At 40.7% G+C, this 22389-nt stretch carries 11 protein-coding genes; all 11 read right to left on the bottom strand.

What is annotated here, in order from left to right; genetic code table 11:
• Position 1: 1 nt before the first annotated feature.
• Entirely contained in the window at positions 2 to 2665 is a 2664-nt protein-coding gene (locus LVD16_RS26850; protein ID WP_233771380.1) for a glycoside hydrolase family 2 TIM barrel-domain containing protein, read from the bottom strand.
• A 76-nt stretch (positions 2666 to 2741) separates the two neighbouring features.
• Positions 2742 to 3728, bottom strand: coding sequence for a family 43 glycosylhydrolase (locus LVD16_RS26855; RefSeq protein ID WP_233771381.1), 987 nt, complete (start codon positions 3726 to 3728; stop codon positions 2742 to 2744).
• 67 nt (positions 3729 to 3795) lie between these two features.
• Complete coding sequence (locus tag LVD16_RS26860; protein ID WP_233771382.1) at positions 3796 to 7167, bottom strand: RICIN domain-containing protein; 3372 nt, start codon at positions 7165 to 7167, stop codon at positions 3796 to 3798.
• Positions 7168 to 7241: 74 nt separating this feature from the next.
• The gene (locus LVD16_RS26865) at positions 7242 to 9602 is read right to left on the bottom strand and encodes a glycoside hydrolase family 127 protein (RefSeq protein WP_233771383.1); all 2361 of its coding nucleotides are present in this window, start codon (positions 9600 to 9602) and stop codon (positions 7242 to 7244) included.
• Positions 9603 to 9617: 15 nt separating this feature from the next.
• A complete protein-coding gene (locus LVD16_RS26870; protein ID WP_233771384.1) occupies positions 9618 to 11651 on the bottom strand; it encodes a beta-L-arabinofuranosidase domain-containing protein in 2034 nt (677 codons plus the stop codon).
• A gap of 87 nt (positions 11652 to 11738) precedes the next feature.
• A complete protein-coding gene (locus LVD16_RS26875) occupies positions 11739 to 12443 on the bottom strand; it encodes a DUF3823 domain-containing protein (RefSeq protein WP_233771385.1) in 705 nt (234 codons plus the stop codon).
• 13 nt (positions 12444 to 12456) lie between these two features.
• On the bottom strand, positions 12457 to 14391 hold the full coding sequence (locus LVD16_RS26880) for a RagB/SusD family nutrient uptake outer membrane protein (protein ID WP_233771386.1): 1935 nt from the start codon (positions 14389 to 14391) through the stop codon (positions 12457 to 12459).
• A gap of 11 nt (positions 14392 to 14402) precedes the next feature.
• On the bottom strand, positions 14403 to 17864 hold the full coding sequence (locus LVD16_RS26885) for a SusC/RagA family TonB-linked outer membrane protein (RefSeq protein ID WP_233771387.1): 3462 nt from the start codon (positions 17862 to 17864) through the stop codon (positions 14403 to 14405).
• A gap of 198 nt (positions 17865 to 18062) precedes the next feature.
• A complete protein-coding gene (locus tag LVD16_RS26890; protein WP_233771388.1) occupies positions 18063 to 19220 on the bottom strand; it encodes a DUF4998 domain-containing protein in 1158 nt (385 codons plus the stop codon).
• Positions 19221 to 19248: 28 nt separating this feature from the next.
• Positions 19249 to 20445 carry a DUF5000 domain-containing lipoprotein gene (locus LVD16_RS26895; RefSeq protein WP_233771389.1) on the bottom strand — a complete coding sequence of 399 codons (1197 nt, stop codon included), beginning with the start codon at positions 20443 to 20445 and terminating at the stop codon, positions 19249 to 19251.
• Between the two features lie 27 nt (positions 20446 to 20472).
• Positions 20473 to 22386, bottom strand: a complete 1914-nt coding sequence (locus LVD16_RS26900) for a RagB/SusD family nutrient uptake outer membrane protein (protein WP_233771390.1) — start codon at positions 22384 to 22386, stop codon at positions 20473 to 20475.
• Positions 22387 to 22389: the final 3 nt, after the last annotated feature.

The raw sequence follows: 22389 nt of genomic DNA on the forward strand, positions 1-22389 counted from the left end.
TCTAATATTCCTTTCTCACTTTTAGCCCATTGAGCACTGCCTGACCAGCAGAAGCATCAAAAGTTAACTGAAGGCCTTTTTCATCTTCCACAAACACCTCTGTTTTGATTTCTACGGCCACACGTTCACCGTATTGTTCCGCAAGATTCAGGTCGTCAATGATTAAATTTCCATTGATATAAACATCAAATACACGTTTAGAAGCCTTCTCCTGTTTTGTGTCATTGCCAAGATTATAGACCAACTTCTCCAGCTCTTTATTAGATAGTAATTCTGCAAAATAAAAAGTTACTTCATACTTGCCTGCCGGAACATCTAACTGATATTCTTTGATATCATACTGCTGGGTTTGATAGATGGGGTCAATATTGGTACCGAGTATATCTGAAGGATTTTCCTTTTTAGATTGAAAATCACCCTTTTCACCCCATTGGCCTGCTTTGTACATCTGATCCGGCATCCATACTTCATGGGTGAGGTCATCTACAAAATAGCGGTGATCTCCCAGACTGATTCTGATTTCTTCAAAAGGCCATTTTTTACTTTTTAGATCGTAAGGTTGAATCTGAAAATTCACCTGCATAAAATCCTTTACCTTCTTGCCATCTCTTTTCCCTATGGCTTCAAGCCAATTGATCCCATTTTTAAATGGGACCTTCCAGCTCGCAACATTCTTATTCACCTGCTTCTCTCCCAAATCCTGACCATTCAAAAACAGATTTACTTTATCCAGATTGCTGTACACTTCAAATTCCTGAGAAGAAACACCAGTATTTTCAGCATCTTCGACACCTGCTCTGTACTGCCAAATTTTTGATCCCAGGCCCACAAAAGGTTCTTTCCATAAGGCTGCCTGATAATAATAGAAAGCATCTTTTGGTCTTCTATCCTGAGTGACCAGGCCTTTGTTATTTACTTGCGGCACAGCATCTCTCCTGCCTGAAGAATAGAAATCATTCAGGTTCCAAACATTGGCACCAGCTACAAACGGGTACTTTTTGATTTGCTCCACATAGTGCTTGTGATAGTAAGTTTCATATTCCACTGTGAAATCAAATCGTTTAGGGTCAAAAGAATGCAATCTAGGATCGGCCCCTGCCCCATATTCGGTGATTATCAATGGCTTATCAGATAATTCCTGATGATGCCTTTCCAGAAATTTCTCCAAGCCATGAATGTCAGCTCCGTACCACCCCGGATATAAATTCCAGCCGACAATCATCGGAATTTGAGTAAGTTGAGTATCTCTATAACCTTCAAACCAGCCGTGATTAGGAATCATGGTATATCTGGTGGGATCTTCCTTTCTGATCAAATTTTCCAGTTCCTGAGCCTGGCGAGTGATTTCTTTATAATAAGCCTTTCGTTCATCCGAATCATTACCATATCTTGGCCTAAGCAGAACTTCATTCATGTAAGCCCATATCACCACGCTGGGATGATTAAAGTTTTGACGGATCATTTCCGTCATCATCTGCTTGCAATTGCTGAGGAAAACCTCTGATTCCGTCACTCTGTTAACGATCGGAATCTCTACAGAAGTAATAATCCCTAACTTATCACACATCTCCAGAATGGTAGGATCTTGAGGATAATGAGCTATTCTCAGGAAGTTGCCACCCATGGCTTTCAGCAATTTGATGTCATTGATATGCAGCGCATCAGGCAGGGCATTACCTAAGCTTAAATAATCCTGGTGTCGGTTAGTGCCAATCAGTTTTACATGTTTCCCGTTAAGTGAAAAGCCTTCATTGCCGTCAAATTTAAACCATCGAAATCCCAGGGAATTTTCTACTTCATCCAGCACCTGCTTACTTTTGCTGTCTATTATTTTAGTGACAACGGTGTACAAATAAGGATCTTCAATAGACCATAAATGCGGGTTTTTAATTTCTTTTATATTCTGACTCAGATCTGCAGCCAAACCTGGCTTTAACGTAAGTTTATTAAATACCTTTGCTATGACCTTCTTATCCGCATCTAAAATCAGCTGTTGAACTTCTACTTTGCTCGCTTGTTTTTGCTCATTAACCAAATGAGTCATCACCTCCACTTCAGCCTGCTCGGTTGACACTTGCGGAGTGGTTATCTGAACACCAGAAGAGGCATATTTTTCTAAATCGGTATGAACAGGCTCCAAAGCTACTACATAAACATCTCTGTAGATACCACCGAAGAAAGTAAAATCTGCTTCTAAAGGAGGTATCTCTTCATTATGACGGTTGTTCAGCTTCACAGCTATGGTGGCTGTAGATTTTTCAAAGTCTATGAGGTTGGTCATAGGAATGGCAAAGCGAGTATAGCCTCCGATATGACTCCCTGCCTTCTGGCCATTTACAAAAACTTCAGCTTCCTGATTGGCCCCTTCAAAAAACAGGTAGAGCTTTTTACCTTTCCAATTAGGGCTAATGGACAATTCTTTAGTATACCAGGCTTCACCACGATAATAACCTGGCTCTTCATCAGTAGCATCCTGAGCATTCCAGCTATGGGGCAGAGCAATGTGCTGCCAATCTACTGATTCTGCAAATGGCTGAGTAAGTTCACCTTGATGAAATTTCCAGCCTGAATTAATGCTAATCTTTTGTCTGACAGTGCTTTGTGCCTGAACTAAAGAAATGCTGGTAATAAGTAATAATAATAGTGGTAGCTTGAAAGGATTCATTAGAAAAGTGTTAATCAAATGATGCTAAAGTAGCCATTAAACTCTCAAGATGATATGTGCAGTACTTTTGCATCCCTTATTTAGGACAATCATTATCCTTAAAATAAGGTCCATCAGCATTCCATAGCACCTCTTTTTTAGAAATCATCCAGGTATGGCCATTGTCATTATTTCCCTGGAAGAAGAGGTAGGTTTTACCATCATTATCCTTAAAAATGTGGGGATGACCAGACTCACTACTGTTCCAGCTGCCGGGATCTCCATTTTCAAGAAAAGGCTTATTGGATAAACGCTCCCAATGTACTCCATCCTTGCTTTTAGCCAGGCCCACCTGCTGCGGCTGATTGTTATAAGCACCGGCATAAAACATGTACATTTCATCGCCTCTGGTAATCACTGAAGCTCCTTCCACGCACTCTCCTTCCCATGGATATTTATGGGCAAGCACAGGTCCATCCCCTTGTTGTATCCACTGGTCTCTGTCAAAAGATTGTCCTTTGGCCACCGCCACACCTTGCATTTGGGTAGTCATGGTGGTGTCACGGGTGGCGAAGTATAAATAGAATTTCCCTTTGAACATTCCCACTTCCGCATCTATAGCACGGCCAACCGTCCAGCTGCCCTGAGGTCGGAATATTGGGTTGGTAGCGTTTTTCTGAAAATGAACACCATCCACTGACCAGGCATGGCAGATAGCATCCTTTTCCCAGTTACCATAAGTCTGATAGAAAAGGTGCACTGTATCGTTTCTCACCAAAGCCCCAGGAGCACACAGCCCTTTGGCCTCATAATCATATTCAGCGGCAATATGATCTATTGGTTTCCAGCTAGTTAAGTTGTGACTTTCGGCTATGCCAATGCCCCAGCCTTTAAATTTATCGTTGGGAGGAGTGGAGTAATACATGAGATACCTGCCTTTGAAATTTACCACGTGCGGATCTTTGGAAAAAGGTCTTCCCAGACGTGAAGTATCACCAAATTTCATTTTGGGCTCTTGCTTTGAAGATTGAGCCATTACATTGGCACTTAGCAAGAGTAGTAAAAGGTACAAAAGGTTTCTCATAGTATCAGTTTTATAAACAGCCTTAAAGCATGACCGCAATCTTGTGCTTTAAGGCTGTCTTTCATTTTTATTTCAATAATATTTTTTCACATCTGGAATAGTCTCCCGAACTGATCTTCAATAAAATCATACCCTGATGACCTAGTGAAGATGTTTCAAGCTCTATTTGCTGGGTGTTTTCATAATCTTTGTGCAAGAGCTCTTTCCCATCAATAGTGAGTAATTTCACATTGATTTGAGACTGTAATTTAGGCAATTGAACCGTGAGCTTGCCCTCGGTAGGATTAGGAAATACGTTAAATTGAGAATCCAATTTACTTTCGGGTGATTCTTCTCTGGCAAAACCTGATGGCTTAGAAAAATCTCGCTCAAATCTCCATAACTGACTATCTCCACCAACAAAGTCCCACTGCCCTACCTTGGCTCCGTTATTCGTATTCAGCCCTAAAACATCCATGGCCTTCCCGCTATGACGATTAATTATTCTGTAATAACCATTACTTTCAGGTATGATAGACCACTGCTGATTGTGGCCACCCCAATAATCGAATTGCTTTACAAAAGCACCGTTGGTGGTCAGTGAATTCTCTATCTCAAGTGACTTGCCGGAATGCATGGGTGTTATTCGGTAAAAACCTCCATTGGTCAGTTCTACTTTGTATTGTTGATTCAGGTTGCCCAAATATTCCCACTGAATGAGTTGCGCCAGGTTATTTTGTGACATGGCATCGATATCTAATGACTTGCCGCTCATTTTATTGATCATTCTATAAACACCACCTGAAACTACCTGATTTGGAGCAGGATCAGCGAGTTTTTCCAGTTTCCATTGCTGGTGTGCTCCTCCGGTGTATTGCCATTGCCTAACGTCAGCACCATTTTGAACAGAGGCATTTGCCACTTCCATCACCTTGCCACTATTATTGTTAATCAGCTTAAAGAATCCATCGCCGGTGCTCACTACAGCCCATTGCTGGTTGCCTCCACCAAGATAATCCCACTGCACCACCGTAGCTCCATTGGCCATTGAAACACCTAAAACATCTAGTGATTTATTGCTATGAAGCGGATAAATAGCATATACACCATGACTCACTTCCTCCAATCTGAATTTTTGATTGTTGCTACCGAAATAATCCCATTGCAACAAGTTATCACCATTATTTTGGCCGCTAGAGCCAAGATCTAAACTCTTATTTGAATTTCGGTTGATGATTTTATAAACACCGCCAGTGAGAATACCAGAATCGTCAGCTGGCTTGTTTCCATCAAATGCCGCCAATACTTCAATCTTATCAATCTCAGCATAATTGGCCACTCTGGTAAGTTTGATGGTATTACTACCTTCATTTAAGCGTACCGGAGCCTCTATGAAATTCTGTGAAAACTGTCCCCACGGGCCGCTGTCAGGATATTCAACATTACCCAGGCTGACACCATTTACCTGAAGTTGATGTAAGCCCATGGAAGTAGTAGCATTGGCATAGAAAATCCTTACCATATGCTCACCCGAGTAAGAAGCAGAAACATTTTGAAATTCGATGGAGCTGGTATTGGAATCAATTCCGCCTACATAAGATCCACCTGAGGCCGATGAAGAATTGTATAAACGAACAGCATTGAGCACGGCATTCTCTGATTCATAACTTACTGATGGCAAGGTGGGTACCTGAGTTATAACAATATCATCCAAGTTAGCCCACTTACCTGGGTTAGTGGTTGGTGGCGTGTGCATGCCTACATCCATGGAAGTGCTATTAGGACCAAGCGTTACATACAAATAGCGATAAGGAAAATCCGACAAATGATTATAAATGGAGGTGTAAATGTATGGTCCGCCGTAGTTATCTGCATAGAAGCGGGCCTGTCTGCCTGCCGTGCTATTCATACGGGCTTCTACTTTATAAGTGGCTCCGGGGGTTAATCCCGTCACCGTCTGGTAAAGCTTGGCATCATCCTGATCCGAGCCAGTGATTACGGTCCCTTTATATTCTCCTGTTGCCGCAAAGCAGGCTTTAGTGCCATTGTTGCATTGTCGTTCTACAAAAACAGCGTTGCTATTACCGGCTGAGCCCCAGACATTCCAATTAGTAAAGTCACCCATTTCAAAATCCCAGTTTTGAGTGGCAATGCTAGGGATATTGGCTGTTTCTCTGTTTACATTATAGGTATTTCCAGCGACAGTGCCACCATAAGCCCTAAGCATACGCTCCATATTTCTTTGGAACAAACTGGTAAGATCGGTGAACTTATGCTCCACAGGAAAGTCTTTATCCATATGCAATGCATGGTTCATATCGTTGATCCACTTACCGTTTCCATTAGCATAAATATTATCAACAAAAGCCTGGGGTGTGCCTGACATTCCTTTGATAATCCCCATCATACCGCAAATATTAGCGGCAGTACAATCTCCATCTCCACCAGCCAGTGAGCAGATTTTGAGGGTCTCCATGTAGTTATTTTCCCCATAGAACACGGCCAGTAATCCAAGGCCGTGATTCACTTCTGGCTGCAAATGCACTTTATCTGACCCTACTGCGTATACGCCTCTTCTGTGATCATTCCACAGCTCACGGACAGCCGCTCGCCAGTCGTTAGGATATTTTTGATGTAAAGAAACGGCTATATCATACATTTCCCGGGCATAACAATTTTGCGGCAATACGCCCAGTGCTTTTTCTACCACCACACGAGCATCCGTTTCAAAGTAGGCGATAGCATGAGCTGCTGCCCAATATTGCCCCCAAAGCAGATTCTCTCCCTGGCCCGACATGCTGGCAAACTTGGCTACATACTCAGCTGCCTTGTTGGGCATACCTGGAAAATTGGCGCCCACCATTTCATGTTCGATGTAACATTCCGGGAGCCAGTGCCCATAATTACCATGTTCCCTCTGGCCCATTAAAGGAGCAATTAAATTTTTACTGTTAATTAGGCCTAGGGCATCAGCTGTACCTCCAAAATCACGCAGATCATGGGTAATCCATTCCTTCTTAATATCCTCAAAAGCCACTGAGGGGCCATACTGTTCCAGGATATGCTGGTTGAATACTTCTACATGCTGGTCATCATCAGAGTAGATAATGCCAGGCTGGTAATTCGAAAAGTAATTGTATTCATCTTTGGTGGTGCCGCCCAAAGTACCGTTCAACAGGATAAACCAATCGTCAGGAAGGCCCAAAAGAAACTCAACGGGCTGTTTCACAGTAGCTCCGGGCTGGTAAAACCCATTAGGCGTATTGTATACTTTCAGATATTCATATCCCGTGACTACACCACCACATGTACCAATGAGCATAGCCAGTGTTTTGTCATAATACTCTTGTTTGGAAAGAGTAACCTGCTGCGAATAAGTGTTAAAAACACACGTAAAAAAAGAAAAAAATAATACCAGATTAAAGAGCCTATTAGAGGCTCTATTTTCTAAGTTTAACATAAGGGAGGGGTTTAGGTGTTGAAAATTGATTTACATAACTAATGCATATGGTTTGATAGTTTTTTGATTTGAGATTAGATCAGGCTTAAGTCAAGGTCAGCATTCTCGTTAATGAGCCTGCAACCAAATATACCGCCCGCTGTGGCCCCGGGATGGGCCTGAAATTTGACTACGATAGATTTCTTCCCCTTCAACAAGGCATTAGGAATGGGGTAAGTGATGAAATAATAATCCTGGCCGTTTTTCTTTATTTGCTGCGTGGCAATCTTTTCATTGTCTACCATGATATCGAAGACTCTGTTGCCACCATCAGGACCGAAGTATCGGCACACCAAGGCTATATTTTTATTCTGATCAGATAATGACATTTCGTAAGAGAACCAGCCTCCATCGGTAGCGTGCCTCCATTTTTCTGTGGTTCCACCGGCTTCTGTCTTTTCACCTGTGAAATTATGATCTCTTTCTGGCTGCATTTCGCCTATTCTCACGATATCAAGCGTATTTTTCTCCAGCTTTTCCTTGGCTGCCTTCTGAGCATTTAGCTGTGCTAGTTTATTTTGCCAGCCATCCTCATCCATGAAGTCAAAGTAAACAGCATAATTATCTTTATAGATTTGATAAAAAGGCTTGAGCACCGCATCAGATGGTTTGGTTACATTCACCGTTCTAAACATAAGATCATCACCTTCCTTTTTCTCCAAAGCAGATTCTAATGTGCTCTCATTTAATACAAATGATGGAATATCTTCAGGGTTCAACTCTTTGATGCCAAGATCAGCCGCAAGTACTAGTGGACCATAAAGAATGGCCTTTTTAGAGCTGTCGCCACGTAAATCTTCAGTATGAATGCTCATTGGTAGCTCGTATTCCAGAATATCACCATCCTTCCACTCTCTTTTGATGGAAATATAAGATGATGGGTTTCCATCTACTTCTACCATTTCTCCATTAACCCGAACTAAAGGCTTGCTAGCAGCCCAGGCAGGCCATCTCAGTTGAATATTCAGTTCTTTAGGCTGATCCACAGTAATCGTATATTTCATACTGCTTTCTTCCGGATAGTTGGTCTCCAGCTTTATCTTGGTCTTCTGCTCTTCCCAATTAAGGATGGATGGAATAAAAAGATTAGCCCAAAGGGTATTTTGATGATGGAAATAGATATTTCCACCGTATTTCACATGATTTTCCAGACCTGTTCCCACGCAGCACCAGAAATCTTCCGTGGCGTGACTGAATTTTTTACCTTCACCTGAAGCCATGTTTACATAGTAGGTAATCATGCCCGTTTCAGGGTTTTGAGAAGCCAGAATATGATTGTATAAAGCTCTTTCATAATAGTCTGCATACTGAGCCTGAGGATCCCAGGTGAACAATTCACGAGTGAGCTTCAGCATGTTGTAAGTATTGCAGGTCTCTGCTGAGTTAGTACTCAACCTGCCGGTAAGATTATCGGCCGGCCCAAAATGCTCAAAGTTGCTGTTACCACCTATTACATAGCTATGATGGTTTACCACTCTGTTCCAAAAGAACTCTACTCCTGCCCGCTTGCTATCGTCTCCACTAAACTCATACTGACGGCCAAGGCCTATCAATTTTGGAATCTGAGTATTGGCGTGCAAACCTTCCAACTGATCATTTTGGTGAATAATTGGATCTAAGACCGCCTTATGATTAAACTTTTCGGCCAGATCATAATATTTCTTATCGCCGGTAATGCCATATAGGTAAGTGAGAGATTCATTCATCCCTCCATGCTCACAGGCAAGCATTTTCTGAAAATCATCCTGACTAAGACTGCCTACAGTATTTACCGCCCAATCTCCCAATTGGGTAACTATTTCTTTGGCTTTTTCATTGCCAGTGAGCAAGTACACATCGATTAATCCTGCAAAAAGCTTATGCAAATTATACCATGGCACCCAGCCACCATTAAGATCAAAGCCTGCCGATCTGATATCTCCATTACTGACCTCCTTAAATATTCTCTCATGCTCAGGCACAGCGCCTACATAGCCATTTCCATAGGCTTTTTGACAATCCGCTAATTCGTCAACTATATAATTTGCTCTATCTAGAAACTCCTTATCGCCAGTAGCATCATATCCCATGGCCAGTGCCGACAAATAATGCCCTAAAGTCTGACCGGAAACACCTCTGCTCTCCCAACCACCATAGATTGAATCCTTGGGTTGCAGACCAGCAAACTTCCTGAACCTATACAACAGTCGATCTGGCTTCAGCAATAGAATCCATTCCCTATCTTTTTCATAGGCATGAGTGAACGGACTTTCCAATAGTTCCACCTGATGTAAAGCAAATGGCTCAGCCTGAAGCTCTACTTTTTTTTCTACGGCCAGCTTCGGCTGTTCTTTTTTATCGCAAGCTATGAGCAGACACACAGCACCTGCGGTGAGTAAAATATTCTTTAATTTCATGAGTGATTTTCTTTATTACCAAACTTCCGGGAACTCACTGATTCTCATCGTGGTGCATCCGTAAGGTATTAATGTGATTTCTTCTACTTCCTGATTAGGCTCCCAGTTGGGGCTATAAGGTATTGGACCTGCCATTCCATTATATTCCTGCCATCTGCTTACCCTTTTTGCTGTAGCTTTTATTTCCAACGGAGCATTTTCCAGATTCCAGGGATAACCATTGACTTGCTTGGCACTGAATGTCATGGTAGAGACCAAATGATCTTGCCTCAAAAGGCCGTAGTTCCATGGGCTTTTGGCATACACCTCATAATAGAAGTCGCCATACCACTGCGGATCTTTTTTGTTTTCTACTTTCTTCCATTCTTCCTCCACTTTTAAGGCATATACCAGCGGCCCTCTCTTAACGGAAAGTGCCCTTTCATGCCACCTTTCAGTTTCAATGTGCATCGGGAATTCCAGTGTTACCTGATCTCCCTTTTTCCATTCTCTACTGACAGTAACTATTTTACCGCCTTTGGAGGTGGCATACTCTTGTCCATTCACCAGCACCTTTGCCTGGCTACACCATTCAGGGATACGAAGGTCAAAATCAAAGGTCACTTTTTTCTTAGATGCCCTTTGTAGTGTGAATTTTACGGATTCTTCGAAAGGATAATTGGTTTCTTCTATAAAGTTAACTTCAACACAGTCAGCCACTTTCGCAGTCACTTCACTGGGAGCATACACCAGGGCAGCAAGGCCACCTTCCGGCGTAGCGTACCATAGATTCTGTACAAACTTAGGCCATCCCTGATGCATATTGGATGTGCAGCAAGGATAGCCAGTAAGTAAACCGAAACATAGTGTGTTTCCTCCATTCTGCTGGACGAAATTTCTTAATTTCCTGCTTGCTTCAATCTGGTTAGATTGTTGAAAATATTGTCTTGCCGTATAGTCATCATTAGCTTGGGTTGGGAGAGCGTTGAAAGCTACTCTCTCCAGCCTTTCGGCAAAATCCAGCATACCTGTGATTTTCAGCATACTTTCCAAAGAGAACATCATCTCTACAGCTGAGCAAAATTCTGAGCCCTGAGTAGGGTCAGAACCATGGAGCCATTCATCGCCTCCATACAGGCCGTGCGGCTGGCCATTAAATTTCATTAAATCATAAAAGCCTTTTTCAACGGCCCTTATATAAGTGGAGTCTTTGGCCTGCTGATAGTAAATGATGGGCTCTTTTATGCCTTGCGCTATATTCACGCAGTGTAGACTTCCTTTAGTTCTTAGGTGTTCCTGGTTGAGAAAAACGTCTGTCCAGTTGAAGGTTTGTTCATGGACGATCTCCGCCAGATCAAGGAGAAATTTATCTCCAGTAATGTTGTATAACCAGTAGATTACCTGAAGATTATCGCCTCCTCTTCTGTTAGCCCAGAAAGTCCAATGGCCGAGTGGGGTGTTTGGTAATTCTTTTAACTGGTATTTAAAATATTTTGTCATCAGCTGTATAACACGCTGATCCTGAGTGGCTGAGTAATACTGCTGAAGCACCTTTAGCATCACCATTTTTGGCCACCAGTCTTCAATATTATCTCTTTGGATGCCGTCTTCATGTCCATAGGCTTGTTTGGGTGGGATAGGCCCGAAATATCCATCTTCACGCTGGTTATTGAGACTCCATTCTATCCAGGGCTTTACTTTGGCTTTGAGCTCTTCATCGTCCAAAATATAAGCCAGCGGCAAAAGACCATCAATCCAATAAGGTCCTCTTTCCCACTGGTCTCCATCACCACCGAGCCAGCCGTTTCTTTTTCCCATCACCAGTGGATATTGCTCATCCAGGTGGCCTGTCATGCCCTGCTTTTGCTTCACCAGCTGATCTTTTAGCCAGCCATGGGGCTTAATAGCTCCCAAAGGTAACTCCAGATAAGGTGAACTGATTAAAGGACTGCGGTTGGTTAAGTAATTAGCTTCAGATTTAGGTTGAGCGTCATCTTTTTCTCTATCACCAATAGGACTCAGGCCTAAAGTGAGAAAAAACAGCAGCGTTAAGGTAAGGGAAGAATACATAGAATTCTTTGAGTTTAGGGTAGGTCGGAAACTTGTATGAAAAAAGAAGTGGGAAGAAAAATTTCTTCCCACTGTCCTTTTTAGTTATTAGAGATCAATTTTTTCTACAGGAGAAAAAATCATGTCTTCTACGCCTTGGATTTTTAAGCCTATGCGGGCGTAGATGTAGTTTTGGTTAGGCACTAAATCTGGCACATCAACCGACAGGTTCACAGAAGACCCGGTAATATCACCTCCTCCAATTTCGGAGTTTCTGATATTATTACCTCCGCTTACAAATTGAGTTTTGTTGATATAGAGATTTACCCTTTCTATGCCTTTGGCATCATCTCCCGTAATCACTTGCTCAAGATCCGCAGAGGCTGAGATAGTTCTACCTGAAATGGAGAAATTACTGTTGTTAACCATGTAATACGGCAACACCTCAATATCCATTTCCACAATTCCATTAAGATTGACATTAATGGTGTCAGAATTAGTCTCACCATTCACAAGTGGAATATAAGGCCCTTGCCCACCCGGGAAGGTTAGCTTATAGGACCCAGAGAATAAGACTGAGGAAAATGAACCATCTTGAGCAATTGCTACATCTATAGGTAGCAAAGAATTATACTTAGGCTCCCAAAGTTGAAACCTTACCTGGTCATGTTGCACATTAATGGGCGTTCCATTATAAACAATATTACCTTTGAAGAAAACATCAGGAGCATCATAGTTATCCTTCTCACATGACGCAAAGAAAACCACCGCCATTAATCCCAAAAGTATTTTTATATTATTTTTAAACATCATTTTAGAATTTAGATTATTGATTAGGATTTCTTACTAGTTTCGGATTGGAGGCAATATGGCCATCAGGTATTTGAGAGTAATAATTGCCTAATCTGAATAAGTCATTTCCAGTTACCGGATTGGGTTTAGTAATTTTAAAAACCCAGTCAATATGATTTTCCAACCCTGCAGCTGGTGGATTATCAGGATGGTTTGGATCATAGTACTTGTATGGTATCAAAGCAAACACTTGTGTCATTCGGTTATCAGCCTCACCAAGACCTGTTTCCAAATCCTGAACATCCATAGAGTTTCCATCCCAAACTTCATGAGCCAACCTCCAACGTTTCATATCCCAAAGTAAATGAGACTCAAACGCCAATTCTACTTTTCTTTCATGTACAATTCTATCAAAGGTTAAATCTGCACTGGTAAGGTCTGTTGTGAAACCAGCTCGTCTTCTTAAGAGATTCATATAATCTACGGCCTCATCACTTCTTCCTAATTCAAACAATGCTTCAGAAGCATTGAGAAGAATTTCTCCGTATCTAAAATGAATCCACCAAACTTCACTTTGAGTTCCTAAAGAACCTGCTCCATCAATTGGATCGAGGTATTTTCTTATCAGAAACCCAGTTTGGGCTGTATTTTCACGTCCTGGTATAGGACCATCTCCACCTACTACAACCTCAGGATCAGCTTTTCCTGGCAGTTTTTTCAGGGTTACAAAATCGGTAGCTGTAATTATTGAGTCATCAGGAACAATGTATCCACCCCATATATCCAACTTATTTCCCTTAAATGTAGAACCAGGAACTATTATAGTACCTTCCAATCTTGCGTCTCTATTAGCGAAAATTTCACGGGCCGTACTATAATGTATGTAATCCCCACTCTCTTCGATCTTTAGAGGCTCAAAAGTATTATCGAGTAGCTCAAATTCTTCTACCATGTTTAATGATGGGTTCATTCGTGATCCGAAGGACTCCTCGGTCATGCTAAATGGCTGATTTTCTACTGTAAAACCTTGAAATTTATGCTTTAATAAAAAATCTTCTACAAAAATCACTTCCGAATTACCACTCTTATCCAAGAATAGCTGTGAAAAATTATTAATCCTACTCTCTATAGGATCATTCTCGTCAATAGCATCTACATAAAGCTGATACCCTAAATCCATCACGGCCTCTGAGGCTTCTAATGATTTTTCATAATAGTCATCAGCCATAGATGCAGGAATACCAACTTCTTCCCCAGGCAATGATACGGAAGGCGTTGAGGTTCCATGCTTTGCGATAGAACCAGCATATAATGCAGCTCTTGATATAAGCGCATAAGCAGCTCCTTTTGTGGCCCTACTTTTTTCATTGATATCGCCAGGTAGATAATCTATTATACCTTCTAACTCATTAATTACAAAATCATATATTTCATATTCTTTTGCTCGTGGGTATTGAAGATAAGCAGGATCGCCATTGAAATCATACTCCAAAGGCTCTAGAATTAATGGCACCCCGCCATCTCTAATCACCATATTGAAGTAAAGAAAAGCCCTTAGAAACTTAGCCTCTGCGGCAAACTTCTCCAGATCATCATTTGTTAACTGAGACGAGATCACAGCTTCAGTTTCTAAGCTTTCTAAAAAAAGGTTAAGGTCTCTTACATATCCATAATCCCACATGAACCAACTTCCATAACCGAAATCATTATTAGAAAACCTTCCATAGGTACCGTTTCTCGAGATTAATGCTTCATTTAAATCTCCATAAGCATCTATGTTTTGAAAATGCTGGTAGTTCGGTATTCTGTCGTATAAATCAGAAAGAACATTCGTTATTAAAACTTTACTGCTCCAAATTTGCTCAGGAAGCAACAAGTCTGTTGGCTCCTTACTTAAGAATTCCTCATCATTACATGAGGTAGATAAGGCCAAAACCAACCCGACTAAAAGTATATATATTTTTTTCATCGCTATTCTATTTAAAGGGTTAGATTGATTCCAAAATTGAATACCTTATTCTGAGGATATTGAAGACCATTAGGGTCAATAATTTCTGGTTCAATACCTAGATCATGCACATTATCTATAGAGAAGAGGTTAAATGTATTTACATACACTCTCAGTTTCGTAATCTTAGCTTTTTCTAAAATATTTTCAGGGACACTGTATCCTAATTCTAATGTTCTTGCCCTTAAATATTTAACATTGGTACTAAAGAAAGTGGAGGGTACATCACCGTTTCTATAATTACTATGCCCACCCTCATTATATCTTAAGGCTGGATATGTTCCTGCAACCCATTCACTATTAACATCAAACGGGTCTTCTCTATGCCACCTATCCTGATAGATAGCTAACAAATTTCCACCGTTTTGGTAAGGCCATAACATTTCCCATCTCTGTTGGAAGGTATACATTGAACCACCGGAAAAATCAGCAGTGAAATCGAATCCCTTATAGTCAAATGAGAAGCTAAGACCAAAGTTTACTATAGGATTTCTGTCCGGGGAATATCCTATAGGTCGCTCATCTAGTCCATCAATTTTTCCATCTCCATTCTGGTCTTTGTATATTAAATCTCCTGGCAAAAGGGTTTCATTTCCACGTCCGTCAATATTTACAGGGTAATCACTAATTTCCTCTGCAGACTTAAACTGGCCTTCCACTTCATAACCCCACATGATGTTATTCCATCTATTCTCTATACTAGATCTGTATTCATTCCATGAATTACCAAAAACAGGCTTATATGAAGATAGGAATTTACTTCTAGCGTAAGAGACGTTGCCTCCAACTGAGAAATTAGCTTCTCCAACCTTCCCGAAATACATTAATGAAACCTCTCCTCCAATAACAGCATCACTATTTACATTTTCATCAGGAAGAGCATATCCTAACTCTGCAGGTAATAATACATCATACTTTCTACCTCTAAGACCTGTCCTTTTTCTATAGAAGTAATCTACTGTACCAGATAATTTACTATTAAAGAGACTAAAATCTGTACCTATATCTGTAGTAGTACTAGTAAACCAAGATAGGTTGTTCACTGTATTTCTGTAGCGTGCTCCTAATACTATCTGACCATCAAATACAGAGCGTCCTGTACCTGTGTTGTAACCATAGCCAGGTAGATAAGCAAACGGATCAATACCGATATTATCATCCCCTAACTGACCGTAAGAAACTCTTAATTTTAAACTACTTAAAACTTTTGTTCCTATTAAGTCTTTTATGAAAGGCTCATCTGTAACAAGCCAACCTGCGGATACGGACGGGAAATATCCCACTCTATTTTCAGGTGAGAACTTCCAAGAAGCGTCTCTTCTGCAAACCAACTCTAAGAAATACTTATCTGCAAAGTTGTAAGTTAAGCGACCAACATATCCAATCCTGGCTTCAGGTTGATCTAAATCTGCAAAATCCGTATCATCCATTGTAGAAAATGAAAGGTTAGGCAAATAATTATTAGTGGGTACTGCATGTTGAAAAGTATAAAGTCTTCTTCTTTCTATCCTTTCATTTACAAATGTCGCACCTATTGTATGTTGTCCAAAGGTATTTTTATAATCCACCTGAACCTGAGATACTTTGTTAAAAACTTTTTCAAGTCTTCTTTCTCTCCACGGATTAGTACTTCCTCCAGTACGTGTGTAAGTGCTATCAGCAGGATTGAAGGTATAAGCATCATAAGTATATTCATGACCATTAGTTACCATGTCTGCTAAGTAGTAAGAATACTTACCTGACACTTTTAATCCCTTAACAAATGGCACCTCATATGAACCTGTGAAGTTCGTTTGTAACACTCTCCAATCTTGAGTCCAATATCCAGAATTTTCTTTATTCAAAAGCCCCCAGTTTTCTGCGTTATGACCGATATCATTCAGGTATTCTGGATTGTCATTAGCAAATGGCCTTTCCCAAGGCAAATTACGAAGAAGAGCAAATCGTGGAGCCCAATAATCATCACCTCCAGGTACACCTGGATTATCCCTTGTTTCAATTCTACCATTTATCTGAACTCCAATTTTTAGGTTTTTAGTAATATTAGCATCTATATTACTCTGCATATTTGTTCTGCCAAATGTGAATTCTCTACCAAGAACAGAAGATTGATCTAAGCGCGTTAATGATACATAATAATTTATCTTTTCACTACCGCCAGTAGTACTGAGGTTTATAGATGTAAGAGGTGCGTCCCCTTCAATAATATAATCATACCAATCAAAATCTCGATAACCATACTCTGTACCTTCTTTCCATCTTTCGAGTTCTTCAGGCGTCATACTTGTTCCTGGATTTACTCGATTCATATCCGCCTCTAGTTTTCCAACTTGCCATTCATAAGAATTAACAGTTTCAGGAAAACGAGACCAGTTCTGAACACCGTAATATGCATCTAAATTAATAGTATTACTTTCTCCTCTCTTACCTCTCTTGGTTGTAACCAATACTACTCCATTGGCAGCTCTAACACCGTAGATGGCTGCTGATGCATCTTTAAGTATAGTTATACTCTCAATGTCATTTGGAGCTAGGTTATTAAATTGTCCTGCATCTTGTTGTATTCCATCAATTACGTAAAGTGGGTCTCCCATATTACGGATTTGAATGGTAGCTGATGCACCAGGTCTACCATCAGGCATTCTGAAAGTAACGCCTGGCAGTTTACCTGCTAAACCAGAACTTACGGTAGATCCACCGTGAACCTTACCTATCTCTTCACTGGTAATGGATGATACAGCAGCTGTAATAGACTGTTTGGTTTGGGTCCCATATCCTGTAACCACCACCTCATCCAATGATTGAATATCAGACTCTAATTGTACATCTATTGTGCTTCTGCCATTAATAGCCACTTCTTGAGATTTGTAGCCTATGAAGGAGAAGATAAGTGTATTCTGATCATCGGGTACTGAGAGGGAGTAGTTTCCGTCTATATCTGTAACGGTACCGATGGTGGTGCCTTTTACCAGGATACTAACACCTGGTAAGGCCTCGCCCTCATCTGAGGTTACGGTACCTTGAACGTTTACATCGTAAATAAAGACTTCCAGCTGGTTAGTAGCTTTCTTGGAAACTTTCTGAACGTGTATGTTCTCGTTTATTTGTTTGAAATGCAGGCCTGCTAGCTTTGAAATTTCGATAAGCAGATCTGCCACTTTTCCCTTCTTATTGTAAGAGAATCGGATGTCTTCGTTGAGTATGTGTTTATCGTAAGAGAAGCGTAAGTTGGTTTTGCTCTCAATAGTGCGGAAAGCATCTGAGATTGAAACATTATTAAGGGCAATACCAAAGTCAATTTTCTTAACACTTGAAATGCGCTGGGCAGATAGATCTGTGGCTAGAAGTATAGAAATGGACAGCACTTGCACCATTAAAATACACAGAAACTGCCTTGAGCCCATCACGGTTAGGTGAAGTAACTTTTGTTTCATAATTTTATGATTTTGTTTTAAACATGTAATAATCCGCTTTAGCAGCGTCGCCAAACTATGCTTTGCGGAGGAAGAAAAACCGGTATCTCATATCGGTTTTTCCGTTTTAAAGAGGGTTTTAGGTCATAAGTGGTCGAGTCGCTTTTTCATTTTCATAAGGGTAAGGTTTATAGTTAGTTTTAGTAATTGTTCGTTATATCATCGGCGATAAATACCCACCTCTGCAATGGCACATCTTGGCTTATCTCTATAAGTTCCATTGCATACAATCTGGATATATCTCATGGTTTGAGGCGTAGCAAAATCATAGTACTGTACATTGCCATTATCAGGCACATCAAACACGCCTGCAGATGACCATTCTACATTATCACTGCTTACTAGTATCTCGAAATTATTGAGCCTTGGATTTTCCTCAGCCATAGGATCATTGGTGTTAGTTCGAGGCTGCAAATACAGGCCAGTCACACTCTGAATCTCCTCTTTCATATCAATATTGAAATAGAAAGGAAACTGCCCATCTTCCGGCTGGGCTGTCCACCAGTATGTGAAAGGATTTCCATCTATAGCGTTATAGGCCGAAAAACCGGGATCTATACTGTTTGCGGTAACTTCCCAGTTACCTCTAGAGAAAACTGTAAATACCTCTGAAGTATCATACTTGGTATAGAACATATCCAGCGCAAGTGAATCTGGCAAATAGACAGTTCTAGTGTAGATAGAGCCTCCATTCTGGGCATCATAATCAAAAATAGCGGTATGGGCTGCTTTACTGTCTGCTAAAATCTGCTTTTCGCCCCCACTTTCAGACTGGTATATAACTTCTACTCCAAGCGCGGTATCATCTAAAGCAGCGCCCCAGGATACCGTGAGACTGTCACCTTGAAATTTAACTTCTTCAACACTCCTGTTTATGATTAAGGAATTATAATTATCTCCATAAACTCTTCCTGCAGCATTTGCCGGTATTGAAATATTATTATCATCATCGAAGGTATAGATTTCAAATACATAAAACTGTTCCTCTAAGTCATTGATAATCACAGAAATACTATCCGCCCCACTGGTTGACTCAAAGGGTACTCGAAGAGAGTCGTTTCTGTTATTCCAATAGATTAGAGCACTAGTTACTGATGGATCACCGTTAATGATCCAGCTTAACCCTATTCTGTTTCTACCTGGAAAAACGGTAACAGAATCAGCATTGGCCGGATAGACAATCTCCCCTTCAGACCAAAACTGATCATACGTATCATCCATATCAGTACAGCCTATGGCCACCAGAAACACTGAAAGTGCGAGCAGGAGACTTTTAGCTATAGTGGGTATTTTATATTTTTTTCTTTGCTTATTCATTAGCTAAATTTCAAATGAGTAGTCCTGATTATTTTCCTCCATCACCCCACAAGTCCAACTGCACTATGGTAATGTTCGCTCCATTCCATACTTCCAGCGTCTTAAATCTGATGTATCTCACCGGAGGTATATCTGAAGGAAACTCATAATCAATACCATCTAAACTATACTGTCTGTCCTCATCAGTGACTACTCCTGTAGGCTGACCTGATGGTTTTAACATTTCGCATTCCAGGAGTAATGACCAGCTATCCCAACTACCATCCGGATTAGGATCATTAGAACCCCATATCTCGAAAAATCTCGGTTGGTTAGAATAGGCAAAAACACCGTCTGACCGAGGGAAATATTTCATCCTGGCCAAGGTAGTGGTCACGCCCAGATCAAAGGCAAAGGCCTGCGGAAACCCAGCCCCAGGATTACTACCGAAGAAGGTTCCCGGATCATTATCCCACATTAATGGCATAGCTAAATTATATAGAGGGTTCGGCATCCAGTTATCTCCCGGGAGTTCTAAAACCTGGAAGTTTTTACTATCTATTTTCTCCTCATAATAAGGTTTCAACTCTGTAAATAGAGTATCTGAATAGTTATCCCATCTATCTCTGATATAGACTCCAAAAACTCTTGACAAAGAATCAAAACCACGTACTGACATAGTTCCTTCCGTTCTTTTAGTATAGTAAGTGTCGGCTATATAAAAATCATCCAGCGAATCAGTGGTGACCACGTTAATCTTTAGGTCAGCCTTACTTTCATTCAGAAAATTTATAAAGATCCCGCCAAATGTAGGCCCTACCTCCAGGTTAGCCAGCGCGGAATGCACTGGTGGTGTTTGGGGCTTTACCAGAACAGAAACTGGCTCTGATTTCTTACCACTACGCGTAACACTTCTTAATAGAACAGAATGTTCGTTAGTATCTGGAAAACCTAAAATGGTAATACTGTTATTATAGTAAGAAGATTTCTGAGTGGCCGTTTCACCATCTCCCTTGCGCGAATACTCCGCTTCTACATAGAGTACATTTTCACTATCTGGAAGTGAGTAGGTGATGGTAGCACCACCTGGAATATTTTCAACTAAAGGTTCGCTTACAGGACCTGGTACGGAGCCATCATCAAAAGGAATACCCCTTTCTTCAGACTCATCGCAGGCGATCATAACAATAGCTATCATGAAAACTGCCAGGCCAATATTTTTAATATGATCAAATAAATATTTCATATTCAATTTCATTTTATCATTAGAAAATTACCAACCGGGATTTTGAACCAGCTTATTATTTACAATAAGAGCGTATTCATTTAATGGCCAGAAATAATCTCTGGTAGTAAATGATTGGCTATACACCAGACTCTCTTTATAATAATCTTCGGCTTCAGGCTGGGTTAAATTCCATCCTGTTATAGGTTGGTTAAGCTCCACAAGCGCTTCTTTCCATCTTCGGAGATCCCAAAATCTTTTACCTTCAAAAGCTAATTCAATGTTTCGCTCCGTATGGATAATTGATCTCAAACCTGCTTGGGTAGTAAACTTGCCCGGGTTATTAGAATAATTGCTCCATGACTCCTGAACCGATGGGATACCTGCTCTTTCTCTTACCTTATTTAGATAAGTGTACACTTCTTCAGTTGGTCCATTTACCTCATTCAGAGCCTCGGCATATAAAAGGTACATGTCTGCAAGGCGAATAACAGGCCATGGATAATTTTCTATACTAAAATTATTTCCTTCACCAATTGTACTCTCGAAGTGTACCAGCTTTTTAGGCCAATAACCTGTAGATGAGTAATATAGCACACCAGATGTGTTATCTCTTGTAGCCGCTGGTTGTCCCCATTTGGCCTGTACATAGTACACATCAGCACTATTATCATCAAATACTCCCTGGCCATACCAGATCCCTCCGTCAAAACCCAAATCAGCATAGTACCTAGGCTCTCTGTCAAAATTCAAAGCCGCGGTTGAGTATCCTTCTTTGAGATAAAATTTATGTGATGCATCACCCTCTTTCAATTGGAATCTTCCTGAAAAATCATACGTAACATCTTCATTAATAGGAACTCCATGTGATGAATAGAACATCTCAGCGATTTTGATCGGAGGAGCCATGTTACCTCTTAGAGATGAATTAGTAGTTTTAGCTGGATCTAATCCTCTGGGTATAGCTCTACTTTGCAGATCATAATTACCCATACTGTTAGTATTCCCCCAAATCACTTCAGAATTCCACTTTTCGCATACGGCATTTCTGATGGTTAATTTTTGAATGGTAGTATCAGAAAGGTTGTACTGACTAAACGGAGCATATTCATAAAGCTGAATACCCTGTGCCTCGCAAAAATCAATAGCTACCTTACAGGCCTCAGCAGCCTTTTGCCATTTAGCAGCATCGTAAGATGGATTAAACAGTAAAGTACCATCACTATTTGAAAATCCCTGATAATCTGGATTGCCATTAAATAAAGGACTAGCTGCCGTAACCAGCACTTGTGCCTTTACAGAAAGCTCAATGGCTTTAGTTATTCTACCAAGCTCATCCACTTTGTTAGTAATAACTTCCGGTAGGCCTTCTTCAGCCTCATCTAACAATTGAACTACATAATCAAAACAAGCATCGATTGGTGATCTGGCTGCCCTTACCTCATCTGGTGAAGCAGAAACAGGAACGTTCTCCTTCTTTAAAACTATTGGTCCGTACATTCTAATGAGATAGAAATGGTAGTAGGCTTTCAAAAACTTCGCTTCGCCAATCCATCTTTTTCGCTCTACTTCTGTAAGATCAGGGACCTCGTTAACATTCTCTAGAAAAATATTACACTGACGAATGCCTTCATACAAATCTTTTCCTCCGCGTGTACCTCCCCAGAAGTTACAGTACTGATCTACTACTTCTTGTGCCCCCAGGGCTATTTGCCAGCCATAGTTACCATTATTCGGGGCCAACCATAATTCGTCACCAGCATGAAAGGCAGGATTATCCTGGCCGCCATGAGCTGGCATATATGAGTAGCATGTAAATAAGAATCTTTCTGCAGTATTTCTTAACCTAAAGGCCATATCTATCTCAGCCACGTTATCAGGAACTATGTCCAGGTAATCGTTACATCCATCGAGAATGAAGAGCGCTATGGTTAAGTATGATATTATTAATTTATTCTTCATAGT

The sequence above is a fragment of the Fulvivirga ligni genome (assembly GCF_021389935.1).
Classification (GTDB): Bacteria; Bacteroidota; Bacteroidia; order Cytophagales; family Cyclobacteriaceae; genus Fulvivirga; species Fulvivirga ligni.

Coding starts and splice junctions, on each gene's coding strand:
- LVD16_RS26900 (WP_233771390.1), bottom strand. CDS start 22,386: ATGAAGAATAAATTAATAATATCATACTTAACCATAGCGCTCTTCATT.
- LVD16_RS26870 (WP_233771384.1), bottom strand. CDS start 11,651: ATGTATTCTTCCCTTACCTTAACGCTGCTGTTTTTTCTCACTTTAGGC.
- LVD16_RS26885 (WP_233771387.1), bottom strand. CDS start 17,864: ATGAAACAAAAGTTACTTCACCTAACCGTGATGGGCTCAAGGCAGTTT.
- LVD16_RS26860 (WP_233771382.1), bottom strand. CDS start 7,167: ATGTTAAACTTAGAAAATAGAGCCTCTAATAGGCTCTTTAATCTGGTA.
- LVD16_RS26855 (WP_233771381.1), bottom strand. CDS start 3,728: ATGAGAAACCTTTTGTACCTTTTACTACTCTTGCTAAGTGCCAATGTA.
- LVD16_RS26865 (WP_233771383.1), bottom strand. CDS start 9,602: ATGAAATTAAAGAATATTTTACTCACCGCAGGTGCTGTGTGTCTGCTC.
- LVD16_RS26895 (WP_233771389.1), bottom strand. CDS start 20,445: ATGAAATATTTATTTGATCATATTAAAAATATTGGCCTGGCAGTTTTC.
- LVD16_RS26875 (WP_233771385.1), bottom strand. CDS start 12,443: ATGATGTTTAAAAATAATATAAAAATACTTTTGGGATTAATGGCGGTG.
- LVD16_RS26850 (WP_233771380.1), bottom strand. CDS start 2,665: ATGAATCCTTTCAAGCTACCACTATTATTATTACTTATTACCAGCATT.
- LVD16_RS26890 (WP_233771388.1), bottom strand. CDS start 19,220: ATGAATAAGCAAAGAAAAAAATATAAAATACCCACTATAGCTAAAAGT.
- LVD16_RS26880 (WP_233771386.1), bottom strand. CDS start 14,391: ATGAAAAAAATATATATACTTTTAGTCGGGTTGGTTTTGGCCTTATCT.